The 18,240-nt window shown below is 60.9% G+C and carries 16 protein-coding genes; 15 read left to right on the top strand and 1 reads right to left on the bottom strand.

The window, feature by feature from the left end:
• The first annotated feature begins 366 nt into the window (after nt 1-366).
• The 15 genes from gyrA to cysM all read left to right on the top strand — a co-directional run bounded on the left by gyrA (nt 367) and on the right by cysM (nt 16,991).
• On the top strand, nt 367-3,021 hold the full coding sequence (gene gyrA / locus ACYVDM_RS00160; RefSeq protein WP_415790837.1) for a DNA gyrase subunit A: 2,655 nt from the start codon (nt 367-369) through the stop codon (nt 3,019-3,021).
• Nucleotides 3,021-4,151 (top strand): 3-phosphoserine/phosphohydroxythreonine transaminase, encoded by a 1,131-nt coding sequence (gene serC, locus ACYVDM_RS00155; protein WP_415790839.1) that lies wholly within the window; start codon nt 3,021-3,023, stop codon nt 4,149-4,151. The genes gyrA and serC overlap by 1 nt, the downstream gene beginning before the upstream one ends.
• On the top strand, nt 4,144-5,229 hold the full coding sequence (gene pheA / locus ACYVDM_RS00150; protein ID WP_415790841.1) for a prephenate dehydratase: 1,086 nt from the start codon (nt 4,144-4,146) through the stop codon (nt 5,227-5,229). Before serC ends, pheA begins: the two co-directional genes overlap by 8 nt.
• A 126-nt stretch (nt 5,230-5,355) precedes the next feature.
• On the top strand, nt 5,356-6,477 hold the full coding sequence (hisC, locus tag ACYVDM_RS00145) for a histidinol-phosphate transaminase (protein ID WP_415790843.1): 1,122 nt from the start codon (nt 5,356-5,358) through the stop codon (nt 6,475-6,477).
• On the top strand, nt 6,474-7,379 hold the full coding sequence (locus ACYVDM_RS00140) for a prephenate dehydrogenase (protein ID WP_415790845.1): 906 nt from the start codon (nt 6,474-6,476) through the stop codon (nt 7,377-7,379). The genes hisC and ACYVDM_RS00140 overlap by 4 nt, the downstream gene beginning before the upstream one ends.
• Nucleotides 7,380-7,384: 5 nt before the next feature.
• Nucleotides 7,385-8,719, top strand: a complete 1,335-nt coding sequence (gene aroA / locus ACYVDM_RS00135) for a 3-phosphoshikimate 1-carboxyvinyltransferase (protein WP_415790847.1) — start codon at nt 7,385-7,387, stop codon at nt 8,717-8,719.
• 1 nt (nt 8,720) lies between these two features.
• Nucleotides 8,721-9,413 (top strand): (d)CMP kinase, encoded by a 693-nt coding sequence (gene cmk, locus ACYVDM_RS00130; RefSeq protein ID WP_415790849.1) that lies wholly within the window; start codon nt 8,721-8,723, stop codon nt 9,411-9,413.
• A 147-nt stretch (nt 9,414-9,560) separates the two neighbouring features.
• Nucleotides 9,561-11,273 carry a 30S ribosomal protein S1 gene (gene rpsA / locus ACYVDM_RS00125; RefSeq protein ID WP_415790851.1) on the top strand — a complete coding sequence of 571 codons (1,713 nt, stop codon included), beginning with the start codon at nt 9,561-9,563 and terminating at the stop codon, nt 11,271-11,273.
• Nucleotides 11,274-11,275: 2 nt separating this feature from the next.
• Nucleotides 11,276-11,635 (top strand): integration host factor subunit beta, encoded by a 360-nt coding sequence (locus tag ACYVDM_RS00120; protein WP_415790853.1) that lies wholly within the window; start codon nt 11,276-11,278, stop codon nt 11,633-11,635.
• A gap of 189 nt (nt 11,636-11,824) precedes the next feature.
• On the top strand, nt 11,825-12,139 hold the full coding sequence (locus ACYVDM_RS00115) for a LapA family protein (protein WP_415790855.1): 315 nt from the start codon (nt 11,825-11,827) through the stop codon (nt 12,137-12,139).
• A 38-nt stretch (nt 12,140-12,177) separates the two neighbouring features.
• Nucleotides 12,178-13,407, top strand: a complete 1,230-nt coding sequence (gene lapB / locus ACYVDM_RS00110; protein ID WP_415790857.1) for a lipopolysaccharide assembly protein LapB — start codon at nt 12,178-12,180, stop codon at nt 13,405-13,407.
• Nucleotides 13,404-14,345: a D-glycero-beta-D-manno-heptose-7-phosphate kinase gene (gene rfaE1 / locus ACYVDM_RS00105; RefSeq protein WP_415790859.1), complete on the top strand. Its 942-nt coding sequence runs from the start codon at nt 13,404-13,406 to the stop codon at nt 14,343-14,345. The genes lapB and rfaE1 overlap by 4 nt, the downstream gene beginning before the upstream one ends.
• Nucleotides 14,342-15,334, top strand: coding sequence for an ADP-glyceromanno-heptose 6-epimerase (gene rfaD, locus ACYVDM_RS00100; protein ID WP_415790861.1), 993 nt, complete (start codon nt 14,342-14,344; stop codon nt 15,332-15,334). The genes rfaE1 and rfaD overlap by 4 nt, the downstream gene beginning before the upstream one ends.
• Before the next feature lie 175 nt (nt 15,335-15,509).
• Nucleotides 15,510-15,995 (top strand): ComEA family DNA-binding protein, encoded by a 486-nt coding sequence (locus ACYVDM_RS00095; RefSeq protein ID WP_415790863.1) that lies wholly within the window; start codon nt 15,510-15,512, stop codon nt 15,993-15,995.
• Nucleotides 15,996-16,070: 75 nt separating this feature from the next.
• Entirely contained in the window at nt 16,071-16,991 is a 921-nt protein-coding gene (cysM, locus tag ACYVDM_RS00090; RefSeq protein ID WP_415790865.1) for a cysteine synthase CysM, read from the top strand.
• A 100-nt stretch (nt 16,992-17,091) separates the two neighbouring features.
• On the opposite strand, the gene mltB is transcribed toward cysM, so the two are convergent.
• The gene (mltB, locus tag ACYVDM_RS00085; RefSeq protein ID WP_415790867.1) at nt 17,092-18,228 is read right to left on the bottom strand and encodes a lytic murein transglycosylase B; all 1,137 of its coding nucleotides are present in this window, start codon (nt 18,226-18,228) and stop codon (nt 17,092-17,094) included.
• Between the last annotated feature and the right edge of the window lie 12 nt (nt 18,229-18,240).

The following is an 18,240-nucleotide window of genomic DNA, read 5'->3' as shown; positions in this document are numbered from 1 at the left end:
TTGAAGCTGGATAAGTAGACTCGCAGCGAATCCCCGCCGCATATCAGGAAACGGGGTCAGTATAGCAACGCTCAGAAAAGGTTCAAAGAATCGCTACTGAGTCTCCTGCGTGCTGGAAGCAATGTTAAGCGATTTGGTGGGCTTTGGCTCCCCTGAAAGGGCGCATTAATGCTGGATATGAGCTTTTATTCTCTGTGGGGTGGCAGGGATGTTGGTTTTTGGCAACAGAGAGGCAGGGAGGGCAGTGCAAGACGGCAGACTGCGGGCGCGGGTTAGCGAGGTAAAGGGTCCTTGGGATTCAGATGATAGAATTTCCTGTTTACCCAGCCCGGGTTTCTCTCTTTACACGATTCAGTCGCTATATATATGGATTCCTTTGCCAAGGAGACGCTTCCGGTTTCGCTGGAAGAAGAGATGCGCCGCAGTTACCTTGATTACGCCATGAGCGTGATCGTGGGGCGTGCGCTGCCAGATGTGCGCGACGGGTTAAAGCCCGTGCACCGACGCGTGCTCTACGCGATGCATGAACTCAACAATGATTGGAACCGCGCTTATAAGAAGTCGGCTCGTATCGTTGGTGACGTAATCGGTAAATACCACCCGCACGGTGACCAGTCGGTATACGACACGATTGTGCGTATGGCGCAGGATTTTTCCATGCGCTATATGTTGGTCGACGGCCAGGGTAACTTTGGCTCGGTCGACGGCGACAGCGCCGCGGCCATGCGTTACACCGAAATCCGTCTGGCCAAGATCGCCCACGAGTTGCTTGCCGATATCGACCAGGAAACGGTCGATTTTGGCCCTAACTACGACGGCAGCGAGCAAGAGCCGCTGCTGTTGCCCTCGCGCCTGCCCAACCTGCTGGTCAACGGCAGCTCGGGCATCGCCGTGGGGATGGCGACCAATATTCCGCCGCATAACCTCCAGGAGGTGGTCGACGGCTGTCTCTATTGCCTGCGTAATCCGGAATGCACGATCGACGAGCTGATCGAGCTTATTCCTGCGCCTGATTTCCCTACCGGCGGCATTATTTACGGCATGGTCGGGGTGCGCGACGGTTACCGCACGGGCCGTGGGCGCTTGATCATGCGTGCCAAGACGCACTTCGAAGACATGGAAAAGGGCAACCGGCAGGCCATCGTGGTCGATGCCATCCCCTATCAGGTCAACAAAAAGACGTTGCAAGAGCGCATCGCCGAGCTGGTCAACGAAAAGAAAATCGAAGGCATTTCCGATATTCGCGATGAGTCCGACAAAGACGGCATGCGTCTGGTCATTGAGCTCAAGCGTGGCGAGGTGCCCGAGGTCATTCTTAATAATCTGTATAAGAACACCCAGCTGCAAGACACCTTCGGGATGAACCTGGTGGCGCTGGTCGATGGTCAGCCGCGCTTGCTGAACCTGAAACAGCTGATCAGCTATTTCCTGCAGCATCGTCGCGAAGTCGTCACGCGCCGCACGGTTTTTCAATTGCGCAAGGCGCGCGAACGCGGGCACGTGCTCGAAGGCCTGGCCGTCGCGCTCGCCAATATCGACGATTTCATTGCCATCATCAAGGCTGCGCCGACCCCGCCGGTCGCGCGCCAGGAATTGATGGCGCGTACTTGGGATTCGTCTCTGGTGCGCGAAATGTTGTCGCGTGTGGACAGCGATGAGATCGGCGGAAGTGCCGCGTTCCGTCCCGAAGACTTGCACGAGAGTTTCGGTTTGCAGGGCGACGGCCTGTATCGTCTCAGCGATACGCAGGCGCAGGAAATCCTGAATATGCGCCTGCAACGCTTGACCGGCCTCGAGCAGGACAAGATCGTTGGCGAGTACAAAGACATCATGGCCACCATTGCCGATTTGCTCGACATCCTGGCCAAGCCCGAGCGTATTACCACCATCATCAGCGATGAACTTCAGGCGATCAAAGCCGAGTTTTCGACTGGCGCCAAAGACTCGCGCCGTTCGGAGATCGAGCTCAATGCCACCGAGCTCGATACCGAAGACCTGATCACCCCCACCGATATGGTGGTGACGCTGTCGCACACGGGCTATATCAAGAGCCAGCCTTTGTCCGAGTACCGCTCGCAAAAACGCGGTGGCCGCGGCAAGCAGGCGACAGCGATGAAGGAAAACGACTGGATCGACCAACTCTTCATTGCCAACACGCACGATTACCTGTTGTGCTTCTCCGATCGTGGCCGTGTGTATTGGCTCAAGGTCTGGGAGGTTCCCCAGGGGACCCGCAACTCGCGTGGCAAGCCCATCGTCAATATGTTCCCGCTGCTCGACGGCGAAAAGATCACCGTCGTGTTGCCCGTGAAGGAATTCAGCGAGGACACTTACGTCTTTATGGCGACGTTGCGCGGCACGGTCAAGAAGACGCCGTTGTCGGATTTCTCCAATCCGCGCAAGGCCGGCATTATCGCCGTGGGCCTGGACGAGGGGGATTACCTGATCGGCGCCGACCTGACCGACGGCAAGCATGACATTATGTTGTTCTCTGATGCCGGCAAGGCCGTGCGTTTTGACGAAAACGACGTACGCCCGATGGGCCGTAATGCGCGTGGTGTGCGCGGCATGACGCTCGAGGAAGGCCAGACCGTGATTTCGCTGTTGGTCGCTGGCGACGAGTCGCAAAGCGTGCTGACCGCCACCGAAAACGGCTACGGTAAACGTACCTCTATCGTCGAGTACACCCGCCATGGTCGCGGTACCAAGGGCATGATCGCGATCCAGACCTCGTCGCGCAATGGCAAGGTCGTGGGGGCGGTGCTGGTGATGCCGTCCGACGAGATCATGCTGATCACGACGGGTGGCGTGCTGGTGCGTACCCGCGTGAGCGAGATCCGCGAGATGGGGCGTGCGACGCAGGGCGTGACGTTGATCAGCGTTGATGACGGCAGCACCTTGTCGGGTGTGCGGCGCGTGGTAGAAAGCGACGCCGATGCCGACGGCGATGAGCAAGAGGACGCCGACGCCGCCAGTGGCGATGCCGACGTGTCCGAACCGACTGAACCTACGGAGCAATAATGGCTCGTCCCTGGAACTTTTCGGCGGGGCCGTCGGCCCTGCCTGAAGTGGTGTTGCAGCAGGCCGCTGCCGAGATGCTGGATTGGAACGGCAGCGGGATGTCCGTGATGGAAATGAGCCATCGCGGCAAGCACTTTGTGCAAATTTGCGATACCGCCGAAGCCGATCTTCGCGAGCTGCTGGGCGTGCCGACGGATTACGCGGTGATGTTCATGCAGGGCGGCGGATTGGGCGAGAACGCGATTGTGCCGATGAACCTGATCGGCCGACGTGGTAACGCGGCGGCGGATTTTGTGTTGACGGGGCATTGGTCGACGCGCTCCCATAAAGAAGCCGGCCGTTACGGCGATACGCATATTGCCGCCAGCAGTGGCGTGGCCGCCGAGCTCGATGGGGCAGAGCACGCGCCCTGGACCTGGGTGCCGCCAGTCGATACCTGGAATGTCCGTTCCGAGGCGGCCTATCTTCATCTGTGCAGCAACGAAACCATTCATGGTGTCGAGTTCACGGACTGGCCGGATTTGGGTGCATTGGGTGCGCCGGATGTTCCGTTGGTGGTCGATGCTTCGTCGCATTTCCTGTCGCGCCCGATGGATGTCGGTCGTACCGGCCTGATGTTTGCCGGGGCACAGAAAAATGCGGGCCCCGCAGGCGTCACGATGGTGGTGGCTCGCCGTGATCTGATCGGGAAAGCCCTGCCGATTTGCCCCTCGGCGTTTGATTACGCCAATGTGGCGGCCGAGCACTCTCGCTATAACACCCCGCCGGCATTTGCGATTTATGTGGCGGGCCTGGTGTTCAAGTGGGTCAAGGCGCAGGGTGGGGTGGTCGGCATCGAAGCCGCCAATCGCGCCAAGGCGGACCTGTTGTACGGCTATCTGGATAGCACGTCTTTTTATCGCAACCCCGTTCACGTTTCGGCGCGTTCGCGTATGAACGTGCCGTTCGTCTTGCGCGACGAGTCGCGCAACGATGCCTTCTTGCAAGGTGCAGAGGCTGCAGGGCTGACGCAGCTCAAGGGGCACAAGAGCGTGGGGGGCATGCGTGCCTCTATTTACAACGCAATGCCTCTTGAGGGCGTGCAGGCGTTGGTTGATTACTTGAAAGAATTCGAGCGCCGTTATGGATGATTCCCTGCAGGCCAAGCTCAAGCCGTTGCGTGAGCGTATTGATGCAATCGACGAGCAGATTCTGGAGCTGTTGTCGCAGCGCGCCCGTGCCGCGCAAGACGTCGGCGAGGTCAAACACGCCGCGGCGGTGGATGGCCCGGTCCTGCGCCCGGAGCGCGAAGCCCAGGTCATTCGACGTTTGCAACAGCTCAATCGCGGGCCGTTTCCCCGTGACGCGATCGCGTCGGTCTGGACCGAAGTGATTTCTGCCTGCCGTGGACTGGAACGGGGCATGACCGTGGCTTATTTAGGGCCACGGGGGTCGTTTTCAGAACAGGCGGCGTTTGAGCATTTTGGCCATTCGGTGCAACCGCTGCCGTGCCCGTCGTTCGACGAGGTGTTTCGCGCGGTAGAGGCCGGTCAGGCAGACGTGGGGATGGTGCCGGTGGAAAACTCTACCGAAGGCGCCGTCAACCGCAATCTGGATCTGCTTTTGAGCACGCCGTTGAAAATCCTGGGTGAGCACTCGTTGGACATCCGCCACTGTCTGATGACACAGTCAGGCACGATGGAAGGGGTGACGGCGGTCGCCGCGCACCCGCAAGCCCTGGCGCAGTGCCAAGGTTGGTTGAGCCGCAATTATCCGGGGCTGGAGCGCGTCGCGGAGTCCAGCAATTCCGAGGCAGCGCGCGTGGCCGCCGAGAATCCCGCGATCGCGGCGATCGCGGGCGAAACGGCCGCGCCTGCCTGGAAGCTGCAGATTGTCGAGGCGGGTATTCAAGATGACCCGAACAACCGCACCCGTTTTTTGGCGGTCGGCGATTTCCAGCCACTGGCCAGTGGCAAGGACAAGACCAGCGTGATTTTGGCCGTGCCCAATCGGGCGGGCGCGGTCTATGACATGTTGGCGCCGATGGCAGCCAATGGCGTGTCCATGAGCCGTTTCGAGTCGCGTCCTGCGCGTACCGGTCAGTGGGAATACTATTTCTACGTGGATATGCTGGGCCATCGCGATGATCCGCAATTGGCGCGCGCGTTGGCCGACTTGCAATCCCAGGTGGCGTTCCTCAAGGTATTGGGCTCGTATCCGGCGCAGTGATGTCGCGGTGGGTTCGTGGTGAGCCCGCCGTCCTGCTGTGTTGGTTTTTCAGGTATTAATCATCGATTTTGCAGCAATTTGCTGCAGTCATTTTGCAGTCACTTTTTTGCGCACGCGTACGCCCTCATGACTACCGCTATCAAGCCGTTAACTGCCCCTGCCCACGTTAGCGCCATTGCGCCTTATCAAGCAGGTAAACCCATTGATGAACTGGCTCGCGAATTCGGACTGAATCCGGCCGACATCATCAAGCTGGCCTCTAACGAAAATCCGTTGGGCATGCCGGCGTCAGCGCGCGAGGCGCTGGTCGTGGCGGCCGATTCGCTGGGGCGCTACCCCGATCCCAACGGCTTTGATCTCAAGGCGGCGCTGGCTGATCGTTATGGCGTGCCGATGAACTGGATCACGCTCGGCAACGGGTCGAACGATATCCTGGAAATTGCGGCGTTGGCCTTGCTGGAGCCCGGCGCCTCAGCCGTATATGCGCAGCATTCCTTTGCGGTTTACCGGTTGGCGACGCAGGCGCGAGGCGCACGTCATATCCAGGTGCCTGCACGTGACTATGGCCACGATCTGGATGCCATGTTTGCGGCGATCGAAGACGACACCCGTCTGGTATTTATCGCCAATCCCAATAATCCCACCGGTACGTTCGTACCTGGGGCGGAAATCGCCGAGTTTCTCGAGCGTGTGCACCAAGCGCACGGCGACCGTGTCACGGTCGTGCTGGACGAGGCTTATAACGAGTATCTGGAACCCGAGTTGCGTTTTGATAGTGTGGCGTTGGTGCGGCAGTATCCCAACCTGATCGTGTCGCGCACGTTCTCTAAAGCCTATGGTCTGGCGGGGTTGCGCGTGGGGTTTGCCGTGGCTCAGCCGACATTGACCGATTTGCTGAATCGGGTGCGTCAGCCGTTCAACGTGAATACGCTGGCCCAGACGGCCGCGATCGCGGCGTTGGCAGATGCGGATTTTCTGGCGCGTTCCTACGCCTTGAACAAGGCGGGCAAGCAACAGTTGTGCGAGGCATTCGATCGCCTGTCGCTGCGCTATGTGCCCAGCTATGGCAACTTTGTGTTGGTGCACGTGGGAGACGCGGCACGTATTAATGTCGAGTTGCTCAAGCGTGGCGTCATCGTGCGTCCGGTCGGGGGCGATGGTTTGCCCGAGTGGCTGCGTGTTTCTATCGGGTTGCCCGAGGAAAACCAGCGGTTCATCGCCGCGTTGACGGAAGTCTTGGCGATATGACGCTGACCGCGGCAAGTGGTGTTGCGCAGGGGGCCGATGGCCCCCTGATTCCTGTCCTGGCGGTGGTCGGCGTTGGCCTGATTGGCGGCTCGGTGGCCTTGGCATTGCGCGAAGCGGGGCAGGTCGGGCGGGTGCTCGGCGTAGGCCGCAACGCACAATCATTGACCCGGGCTCAGGCCCTGGGCTTGATCGATGAGGTGGCCACGCCTGAGCAGGCGGCCGCCGAGGCGGATGTCGTGTTGCTTGCAATGCCTGTGGGGGGCGTGCGGGCCGCGTTGACGCAGATGCGTCCGCACCTGCGCCCCGAGACGTTGCTGACGGACGCGGGCAGTACCAAACTTGAGATCGTCGAGGCCGCACGAGCGGTGCTGGGCGATCGTATCGGACAGTTTGTTCCGGGCCACCCCATCGCAGGCGCGGAGCGCAGCGGTCCCGAAGCAGCCAGCGCCACCTTGTATCGTCACCGTACGGTCATATTGACGCCGTTGCCCGAAAATACCTCAGGTGGCGTCGCGCGCGTGCGCGAGCTATGGCAGGCTTGTGGCGCCCGTGTGTTCGAGATGGAGGCCCAGGCGCATGATCGCGTGCTGGGGTCTATCAGCCACATGCCCCATTTGCTGGCGGCCGCTTATATGGCCCAGGTGGCAGGCGCTGACGATGCGGCGCTGCGACTGACGCTGGCGGGGACGGGATTCCGGGATTTCACCCGCATTGCGGCGGGTTCGCCCGAGATGTGGCGTGATATTTTTCTGTCTAATCGCGATGCGCTGCGCGTCGAGCTGGGCTCAGTGCGCGCGGTGTTGGACGAGATGGAACGCGCGATGGTTCAGGGCGACGGTGAGGCGCTCGAAGCGTTGCTGTTGCGGGCCGCGCAGGCGCGCCGCAATTGGCGTAAGGAGTAGTTTTCATGGCCGGACAGCCATTTCTTGATTTGCCCCGTGCCCGGCGCGCGCGTGGTCAGCTCGCTTTGCCGGGCTCGAAAAGCATTTCCAACCGCGTACTGCTGCTGGCTGCGCTGGCGGCCGGACGTACCGATATCTCGGGTCTGCTGGACTCGGACGATACGCGGGTGATGTTGGCCGCTCTGCGGCAGTTGGGTGTCGTGGTGACCGACACCGGCCCGGGTTGCGTGACTGTGACAGGCGCGGGGCGGTTTCCGGTGAAGCAGGCCGATTTGTTTTTGGGGAATGCGGGGACGGCGTTTCGACCGTTGACGGCGGCGCTGGCCCTGATGGGCGGTCAATATCGCTTGTCGGGTGTGCCGCGCATGCACGAGCGGCCTATCGGTGACCTGATTGATGCGCTGCGCCAATGGGGGGCGGAAGTCCGCTACGCCGGGCAGCAAGGGTATCCCCCTCTGGAAATCGGTGCTGGCGAGATCCGGTCTGATGCGGCCATTAGTGTGCAAGGGTCGGTGTCCAGCCAGTTTTTGACCGCCTTGCTGATGGCAGCGCCGGTGTTGGCACAAGAAAGCGATCACCCGGTCGTCATTGAGGTGACGGGCGAGTTGATCTCCAAGCCCTATATCGAGATCACCCTGAACTTGATGGCGCGCTATGGTGTACCGGTGCGTCGCGACGGATGGCGGCGATTCACGATTGAGGCGGGCTCGGCGTATCGCAGTCCGGGCGCGATGGCGGTCGAAGGGGACGCTTCGTCCGCTTCGTATTTTCTGGCCTTGGGCGCTATTGGGGGCGGCCCGCTACGAGTGACCGGTGTGAGCGCCGATAGTATCCAGGGCGACGTGGCCTTTGCGCAAACCTTGGTCGAGATGGGGGCCCGGATCGAATACGGCCCTGACTGGATCGAGGCACGCGGGGTCCGCGTGGCGCAGGGCCAGCGGCTAAAGGCTTTTGATACGGATTTCAATTTAATTCCCGACGCGGCAATGACGGCCGCCGCGCTGGCGCTGTTTGCGGATGGCCCTTGTCGGCTGCGTAACATCGGCAGTTGGCGTGTCAAGGAAACTGATCGTATTCATGCCATGCATACCGAATTAACCAAATTGGGCGCGACGGTAGAGTCGGGCCCAGACTGGTTGCAGATCACGCCGCCGACCCAGGACGGGTGGCGTGATGCCCACATCGGCACATGGGACGATCACCGGATGGCGATGTGCTTTTCGCTGGCGGCCTTTGGGCCGGCCGCGGTGCGCATCCTGGACCCGGATTGCGTGAGCAAGACCTTTCCGGACTATTTTGACGTCTATGCCGGGCTGGTGTCCGGTACGGATACGGATTGATATGACGACCCATGCTGTCATGCCCCCTGAAAGCACTAAGACGCCAGTGCCTGTGATTGCGATTGACGGCCCCACTGCCTCCGGCAAGGGAACGATCGCGCATCGTGTTGCCGCCGCGCTGGGTTGGGCCACACTGGATAGTGGCGCGTTGTATCGCCTGACCGCTTTGGCGGCGCTGGATCGCAGTTTGTCCGCCGACGACGAAGCCGGTGTCGCGGAGGTGGCGCGCGCGTTGGACGTTCGTTTTTACGGCGGCCGGATTTTCCTCGAGAACAACGAGGTCAGCGACGCGATTCGCCAGGAGCAGGTCGGCAATTTTGCGTCGCGCATTGCCGCCTATCCCGCGGTACGGCAAGCGCTGCTTGAGCGTCAACGGGTATTTCGCGTGCCGCCTGGGCTCGTGGCCGATGGCCGGGACATGGGTACGGTGGTGTTCCCGGACGCCGCGCTCAAGGTATTTTTGGTGGCCGACGTTCAGGCACGGGCAGAAAGACGTTGTAAGCAGTTGATCGAAAAGGGAATTTCTGCTAATCTTGACGACCTTCTGCGCGATATGCGCGAACGCGACGCTCGTGATACGCAGCGTAGCGTGGCGCCTCTCGTGGCGGCCACCGATGCCCACGTGCTGGATTCGTCTTCGTTGACGATCGAGCAAACGGTGCAAGCGGTGCTCGATTTTTGGAAGGGTACCTGACAGTTTTCCGTCCCTGGTGGCGGTTCGTGGTTTACGGGCATGTGCCCGGGGCTATCGGATCCCGCCGGGTTCATTCACTCCACTGTCGCGGGCAATCCGCTTCGGTGTGTTTTTAATGGCCATTTTGGCCCAATGGATTTCAACCCCATGTCTTCCGTTTCCACCCCCGCCACCGGCAGCGAAAGCTTCGCCGACCTCTTTGCAGAAAGCCTCAAGAGCCAGGACATGAAGTCTGGCGAAGTCATCAGCGCCGAAGTCGTTCGCGTTGATCATAACTTCGTCGTCGTCAATGCCGGCCTGAAGTCCGAAGCCCTGATCCCGCTCGAAGAATTCCTGAACGACCAGGGTGAGCTCGAGGTACAACCTGGCGATTTCGTCTCGGTGGCCATCGATTCCCTGGAAAACGGCTACGGCGACACCATCCTGTCGCGTGACCGCGCCAAGCGCCTGTCGGCCTGGCTGCAACTGGAACAAGCCCTCGAAAACGGCGAATTGGTTACCGGCACCATCACCGGCAAGGTCAAGGGCGGCCTGACCGTCATGACCAACGGCATCCGTGCATTCTTGCCGGGTTCGCTGGTCGACCTGCGTCCCGTCAAGGACACGACCCCGTACGAAGGCAAGACCCTCGAATTCAAAGTCATCAAGCTCGATCGCAAGCGTAACAACGTCGTGTTGTCGCGCCGCCAAGTGCTGGAAGCCAGCATGGGCGAAGAGCGCCAAAAACTGCTCGAAACCCTGCACGAAGGCGCAGTGGTCAAGGGCGTGGTCAAGAACATCACCGACTACGGTGCGTTCGTCGACCTGGGCGGTATCGACGGCCTGCTGCATATCACCGATATGGCATGGCGCCGCGTGCGTCACCCCTCCGAAGTCCTGCAAGTGGGTCAGGAAGTCGAAGCCAAGGTCCTCAAGTTCGATCAGGAAAAGAGCCGCGTCTCGCTGGGCGTCAAGCAATTGGGCGAAGACCCGTGGGTGGGCCTGGCCCGTCGTTACCCGCAAGGCACCCGCCTGTTCGGCAAGGTGACCAACCTGACCGACTACGGTTCGTTCGTCGAAGTCGAAGCCGGCATCGAAGGTCTGGTGCACGTCTCCGAAATGGACTGGACCAACAAGAACGTCGATCCGCGCAAGGTCGTGACCCTGGGCGAAGAAGTCGAAGTCATGGTTCTCGAGATCGACGAAGATCGTCGCCGTATCTCGTTGGGCATGAAGCAATGCCGTCAAAACCCCTGGGAAGAGTTCGCCACCAACTTCAAGCGTGGTGACAAGGTCCGTGGCGCCATCAAGTCGATCACCGACTTTGGCGTGTTCGTTGGCCTGCCTGGCGGTATCGATGGCCTGGTGCATTTGTCCGACCTGTCGTGGGCCGAGACCGGTGAAGACGCCGTTCGCAACTTCAAGAAGGGCGACGAAATCGAAGCCGTGGTTCTGGGCATCGATACCGACAAGGAACGCATCTCGCTGGGTATCAAGCAGCTCGAAGGCGATCCTTTCAACAACTTCGTTGGTACCTACGACAAGGGCGCAGTCGTGCCGGGCGTGGTCAAGTCAGTCGAGCCCAAGGGCGCCGTGGTGACGTTGTCGGTTGACGTCGAAGGCTACCTGCGTGCTTCCGAAATCTCGGTTGGCCGTGTCGAGGACGCGACCACCGTGCTCAAAGAGGGCCAAAACGTCGAAGCCATGATCGTCAACGTCGACCGCAAGACGCGTTCGATTCAACTGTCGATCAAGGCCCGTGACAACGCCGAAACCGCAGATACGCTGCACCGTATGTCCGAGGCCAGCGCTTCTACGGGTACGACCAACCTGGGCGCGTTGCTCAAGGCCAAGCTGGACCAACAGCGTAACGACGGCTAATAGTGACCAAGTCGGAGCTGATCGCCGCTCTGGCAGCCCGCTACCCTCAGCTGGCTGCCCGCGACACGGATTACGCGGTCAAGACCATGCTTGACGCGATGGCCCAGGCGTTAGCCTCGGGCCAGCGCATCGAGATTCGGGGTTTTGGCAGTTTTTCCTTGTCGCAGCGCTCACCCCGCATCGGACGCAACCCCAAGTCCGGTGAGCAGGTGCTGGTGCCTGGTAAACAGGTACCGCACTTCAAAGCCGGCAAGGAGTTGCGCGAGCGGGTTGATCTGGTGGCTGATATGGCAGACACACCGTCGTCCGATGATGTGTCGGACGACTCCATGCCGGCGGTAGTCGGCATGCATGTCATGTAGTTTTTGTCAGGTGCGTCGCCATTTGGCGCCAGGCTGTCCCGATAGATAGACCGAGCCCCTTGAATGTCTCTGGATGTTCAAGGGGCTTTGGCATTCATGAGGGGGTCATCGAAGTGCGTCGGGGAGATGCACGTATTCGGCCCGCTTCCGCTTACAATTGAACGTCTCGAATATTCTGGAGCATGCGCCATGCGTTACCTAATCTGGGCTTTGCGATTGCTCGTCTTTATTGCTGTGTTGATGTTCGCTCTCAAGAACACCGGCCCTGTTGCGGTCAATTTCTATGCCGATTACGTCGTGCAAGAGGTTCCGCTGATTGTGGTGATGTTGGTGACGTTTGTGGTGGGTACGGTGTTCGGTTTGTTGTTGACCGTGCCGGCAGCCATGCGTCGTCGCCGCGAGGCGGTGCGCCTGCGCCGCGAGCTCGATCGCTTGCAGGCGGCGGCCAATGGCACGACGCCTGAAATCGCGCCCGAGGCCATTGCCCCCATGTCGCCGCTCTAAGCCGCGTCCTTTCTCTTTACTGCTATAGAGCCTGTCGCGTGGACTTTGAACCTTGGTGGTTGATTTTTGTACCCGTGCTGTTTGCACTGGGTTGGCTGGCGGCACGTTTCGATTTTCGGCAGATGCTGCGCGAAACGCGAACCTTGCCTGATTCTTATTTTCGCGGGCTGAATTTCCTGCTTAACGAAGAGCCCGACCGTGCGATCGATGCATTCGTCGAGGTGGCCAAGCTCGATCCCGAAACGACCGAGTTGCACTTTGCGCTGGGTAGCCTGTTTCGCCGTCGTGGCGAGATGGAGCGCGCTATCCGCGTACATCAGAGCCTGCTGAACCGTTCCGATTTGCCCGACGCAGAGCGCGAGCACGCCCAGCACGAACTGGCGCACGATTTTCTCAAGGCGGGTATGCTCGATCGCGCCGAAGCGGCATTTGAGCAACTGAAGGACACCCGCCATGCGCTACCTGCGTTGCGCTCGCTCATTCGCATTTACGAGTCCGAGCACGATTGGCCGCGCGCTATCGAGGCCGTCAAGACGTTGCAGGGCCTGGTTGATGAGCCCGTGCCACAGATCGTTCACTACTACTGCGAGCAGGCGCAAACGGCCTTGGTGGCCAAGCCCTTTGACGCGGATGCCGCCCATACCGCGCTGGATGCCGCGGATCACGCCGCCAAACAAGTCGGCCAGCGTGACGGCCTGGGCAAGGCGGCGAGGGTTCGCACGGCCATGCTGCGTGCCCGATTGGCTCAACTCGAAGGCGATCCCAAGCGTGAGCGTATGTACCTGGAGTCCATCCTGGCCGACGCGCCCGAGTTCGCGGGACAGGTTGCCGAGCAATTACTGGCGAATTACCGCGGCGCCGGGCAGGTGGCAGAGGGCCTGGATCTGCTGCAAAGGCAATACGCCCGCTATGCATCGCTTGATCTTTTCAATGTGGTGTTTCGTGAATTACGTGTCCAGCAGGGCGCGGCGCTCGCCTGGGCGTTTGCGCGCGGAGCCTTGCGCCACCATCCTTCATTGCTCGGGCTGGATCGCCTGCTCGAAGCCGAGTTGAGCAGCACCGATGGCACACAGCAAGAGCAAGAGCGGGGCCCCGTGCGCGGTGCCGACCTGAGCTTGTTGCGCAGTCTGATTCACAAGCATACGCAGCGGCTGGATCGCTATGCCTGCCGCAGTTGCGGCTTTCAGGCGCGGCGTTATTATTGGCAATGTCCGGGATGCAATGGTTGGGAAACCTACGCCCCGCGGCGCCTGGAAGAACTCGAATGAACGCATACCCCACTGAGGCGATAGCGCGCAGCCGTGTGCTGGTTGTGGGCGACATCATGCTCGACCGTTACTGGTTTGGCGAAGTTGAGCGCATCTCTCCCGAGGCCCCTGTTCCCGTTGTGCGAGTCGCACGGCGCGAGGATCGCCTGGGCGGCGCCGCGAACGTTGCGCGCAACGTGGTGGCGCTGGGTGGGCAGTCCACGTTGATCGGGATCGTGGGCGCAGACGAGGCCGGTCAAAGCATTGCGCGCCTGGCGACGCAGGGCGGCGTGCATGCCGATATGGCCATCGATGCAGAGAACCCTACGACGCTCAAAATGCGTGTCCTGGGGCGTCAGCAGCAGTTGCTGCGTGTCGATTTCGAGCAACCCCCTGCGAGTGTGGCGCTGGACGATCTGGACGCGCGGGTGGCTCGCCATTTGGCACAGCATGACGTGATGGTGGTGTCTGACTACGCCAAGGGTGCACTGGATCGCGTCGAGGCCTTGATCGCATTGGCCCGCGGGGCGGGCGTGCCCGTGCTGGTCGATCCCAAGGGGGACAACTACACACGTTATCGGGGAGCGACGCTGATGACGCCCAATCGATCCGAGATGCAGCAGGCCGTGGGCCGCTGGAACTCCGAATCCGAGTTGACCGAGCGCGCTCAGCGACTGCGTGCCGATCTTGATATCGAAGCCTTGCTGGTGACGCGGTCCGAGCAGGGCATGACACTTTTCACCGAAGCGGGGCGCGAACACGTGGACGCACAGGCGCACGAGGTTTTTGATGTGTCGGGTGCCGGCGATACCGTGCTGGCCACATTGGCCGCGATGCGCGCCATCGGATTGCCCTGGGTGCAAGCCATGGCGTGGGCCAACCGTGCGGGCGGTATCGTCGTGGGCAAACTGGGCACCTCGACCGTGACCGCCGAGGAACTTGCAGGAGACTCGCTATGATCGTCGTTACAGGTGCCGCAGGTTTTATCGGCAGCAATTTGGTCCGGGGTCTGAATCGACGGGGTGTCCGGGACATCATCGCCGTTGATGATCTGACCGAGGGCGACAAATTCCTCAATCTGGTCGACTGCCAGATCGCTGATTACCTCGATAAAGACGAATTTCGTCGCCGCGTATCGACGGGTTCGCTGCCGCCGCTACGTGCTGTCCTGCACCAGGGGGCGTGTTCGGACACCACCGAGCGCAATGGCCGCTATATGTTGGACAACAACTACCGGGTCACGCTGGAGTTGTTCGAATATTGCCAGGCGCAGCGTGTCCCGTTTCTGTATGCCTCGTCGGCGGCGGTCTATGGGGGGGCGTCGGTTTATGTCGAAGATCCGGCCAACGAGCGGCCGCTGAACGTCTACGGTTATTCCAAGCTGTTGTTCGATCAGGTGCTGCGCACCCGGATGGATGCATTGACCGCTCAAGTGGTGGGGCTGCGCTATTTCAACGTCTATGGCCCGCACGAGCAACACAAGGGTCGTATGGCGTCGGTGGCCTTTCACAATATGAACCAGTTTCTGGCCGAGGGTCATGTGCGCTTGTTCGCCGGCTGGGATGGTTACGCCGATGGGGGACAAAGCCGCGATTTCATTTCGGTCGAAGACGTCGTGGCTGTCAATCTGCATTTTCTGGACCACCCGGAATCCTCGGGGATCTTCAATTGCGGAACGGGACGTGCCCAACCGTTTAACGACGTGGCGATGGCGGTGGTCAATACCCTGCGCGAAGAGCGCGGAGAAACGGCGTTGCCGCTGGAAAAATTGGTCGAACAGGGCTTGCTGCGCTATATCCCGTTCCCCGACGACCTGAAAGGCCGTTACCAAAGCTACACGCAGGCTGATACGACGCAATTGCGTGCCGCTGGTTTTATGGCGCCCATGCGGGACGTCCAGACCGGTGTTTCCGAGTACGTGAAATACTGGCGCGCACGTCAGGCCTGAACGGGGGGGGCAAGGGCCTTGCGGGCAGGGCGCTTTACGTACCGAATCAGCGATTTGTCCCGCGTAGTTTCCGAGGTTGATTTTCCCGTTCACTCGGCGGTTTGCCGCAGAAGGGGATAGGCATGATGGCAGGCAGGCGGATCGCTCGATCCGCCGTCTTTTACGGAGCCTGCCCATGAATCCCTTTTTACCTGATCCTGTTATGCGCAACGAGATGTCGCGGCCCCTTGCGAGGATGCGTCGCCTGCCGCGTTGGCCTGTGGTGGGGCATTTCCGGCCTGAATACACGGGTTGGCCGGCGACGCGACGTCGCTTGACGCACGTGGCCAGCCGTTTGGTGATTGGCTGCGGGCTGGGCATGACTGTGATGCCCGCGCAGGCACTCGATGCCAATGCGGCCACGGTGGAGCAGCTCGAGACACTGAACGGCGTCGGTCCGCGTACCGCGAAGATCATCATCCAGGAACGTGAGCGCGCGGGGCCCTTTGAGTCGCTGGAGGACCTTTCTGATCGCGTGCGCGGTATCGGCCGCAAGCGGCTGGGGCGGCTGCAGGCGGCGGGTCTGTCCGTAGGCGCAGGCGTGGCCATACTCAGTCCGAATACCATCGCGATGCCGCACTTTGCGCCGACGATTCCCGGCATCATGCCGCCGGCGCCATAGCGCGCGTCCCGGTTTTCCCTGGCGTCAGCAAGGCTTTACCAACGCATCGCGACGTCCGGCGGTATGATCGACGGCATGGCTACCATTTCCTATCCCACTATCGAACAAACCGTCGGCAACACGCCGCTGGTCCGTCTGCAACGCATTCCAGGCTTGGCGGTGCAGTCACGGGGCAACGTCATCCTGGCCAAACTGGAGGGCAATAATCCTGCAGGATCCGTCAAGGATCGTCCGGCGCTGTCCATGATCTTGCGTGCCGAGGCACGCGGCGAAATCAAGCCTGGCGACACCCTGATCGAAGCCACCAGCGGTAATACCGGTATTGCCCTGGCCATGACGGCCGCGATGCGCGGGTATCGCATGGTGTTGATCATGCCCGACAATTTGTCGGTCGAGCGTCGTGCCGCCATGGCGGCCTATGGCGCTGAATTGATCCTGACCCCGGCGAGCAAAGGCGGCATGGAATACGCCCGTGATCTGGCCATGTCCATGCAGGACGAAGGCAAAGGAAAAGTCCTGGATCAGTTTGCCAACCCCGACAATCCGCGCGCGCATATCGAGGGCACGGGCCCTGAAATCTGGACCCAGACCGAAGGACGCGTAACGCATTTTGTGAGCGCCATGGGCACCACGGGCACCATCATGGGGGTGTCGACTTACCTGAAATCCCGTAATCCCGACGTGCAGGTGGTGGGCGCGCAGCCTGCCGAGGGCTCGCAGATTCCCGGGATCCGTAAATGGCCCGAGGCCTATATGCCCGCGATTTTTGATCGCAGCCTGGTCGACGCCTATGAGTCCATCGAGCAGTCCGACGCCGAGGTCATGGCCCGTCGATTGGCGGCCGAAGAAGGGATCTTTGGGGGTATCTCGTCGGCGGGGGCATTGGTCGGTGCGCTACGTGTGGCAGAGCGGGTCGAAAATGCCACCATCGTGTTCATCGTTTGCGATCGTGGCGACCGGTATCTGTCCACGGGCGTGTTTAACGAAACGCGCTAGCCTCCCAGTCGTCGCGACGCATTGGCTACAAGAGTGTTGACGGTCTCCTGCCGACCTTGATGAGACGAGGCCGGCAGGAGACCGAGGTAAAGCCGCGCGTTCAACGACCCATGCGGGCTTCGAGTTCGGCCGCCAGATCTGCGACGGCTGTCGCATAGAAATAACTACGGTTGTACTGCGTCAAGGCAAAAAAGTTGGGCGTGGCGGTTCGGTACTGTACGGTGCCACGTGCCTCTTCGACCAGATCGACGACGCCCAGGGGGCGATCCTGCCAGCTTTCGATGCTGGCGCCAGCCGAGACGCGTGCGCCCGCCGCTTGCAAGGTTTTCCAGGTTTGCGTGGGTTCGAGGCCGCCTGTCGCCAATGCGGACGGATCCGCTGGCAACATTACCGGGGCAAAGACGGGCAGACCGCGTAACCAGCCATGTTCGACCAGGAAATTACCGACGGACATGACCGCATCGTTGACGCTGTGGGTCAGGTCGATGTGACCGTCGCCGTCGCCATCGACGGCGTAACGCATAATGCTGCCGGGCATGAATTGGGGAAGGCCCATGGCGCCCGCGTATGAGCCGACGGCTTCCATATCGAGCTTGTTTTGCAACGCAAGAGTGATGAAATCACCCAATTGCCCGCGAAACATGTCGGCTCGTTCGGGTCGGCTGGGGTCGGGATAATCGAATGCCAGCGTCGTCAGCGCATCCAGCACGCGGAAATTGCCCACATTCCGGCCATACAGCGTTTCCACGCCGATGATGGAAGCAATGACGGAAGCAGGGACCCCGTAGCGCTGCGCGGCCTGGTTCAGCAGAGACTGGTTTTCTTGCCAGAATTCAACCCCCCATTTGATGCGTTTGGGTTCCACGAATCGGGAGCGATAGGTTTTCCAACTGCGCCATATTTTGCGACCCGGCGGCGAAGGCGCAATCAGGCGAGCGACTGTCGCGTTATAGCGGGCGCTGGTGAGCGCCGCAACGATGGGGCTCAAGGGCAAGTTGCGCTCGGCCGCCAATTGCGCGGCAAAGGCCTGGGCCTCGGGTCGGAGCGTGCCGGCGGGCGTCTGGGCGGCAGGAGGCTCGCCCGCGGGCTTGGCCGGGCCGATGCGTGTTGACGTCGCACCAGAGGGTGCTACAGAGGCGCCTGAGGCCTGAGAGGGGCCTGAGGGCGCGGTGCTCGCACAACCCGTCAAGACCAGGAAAACCGTACCGATTTGCACGAAACGCCTACACACGAACATAATCTTCCCTTA

Source organism: Bordetella tumulicola, from assembly GCF_054779135.1.
Note: the sequence above shows the minus strand (reverse complement) of the source record. Positions and strands in the feature narration are given on the sequence as shown.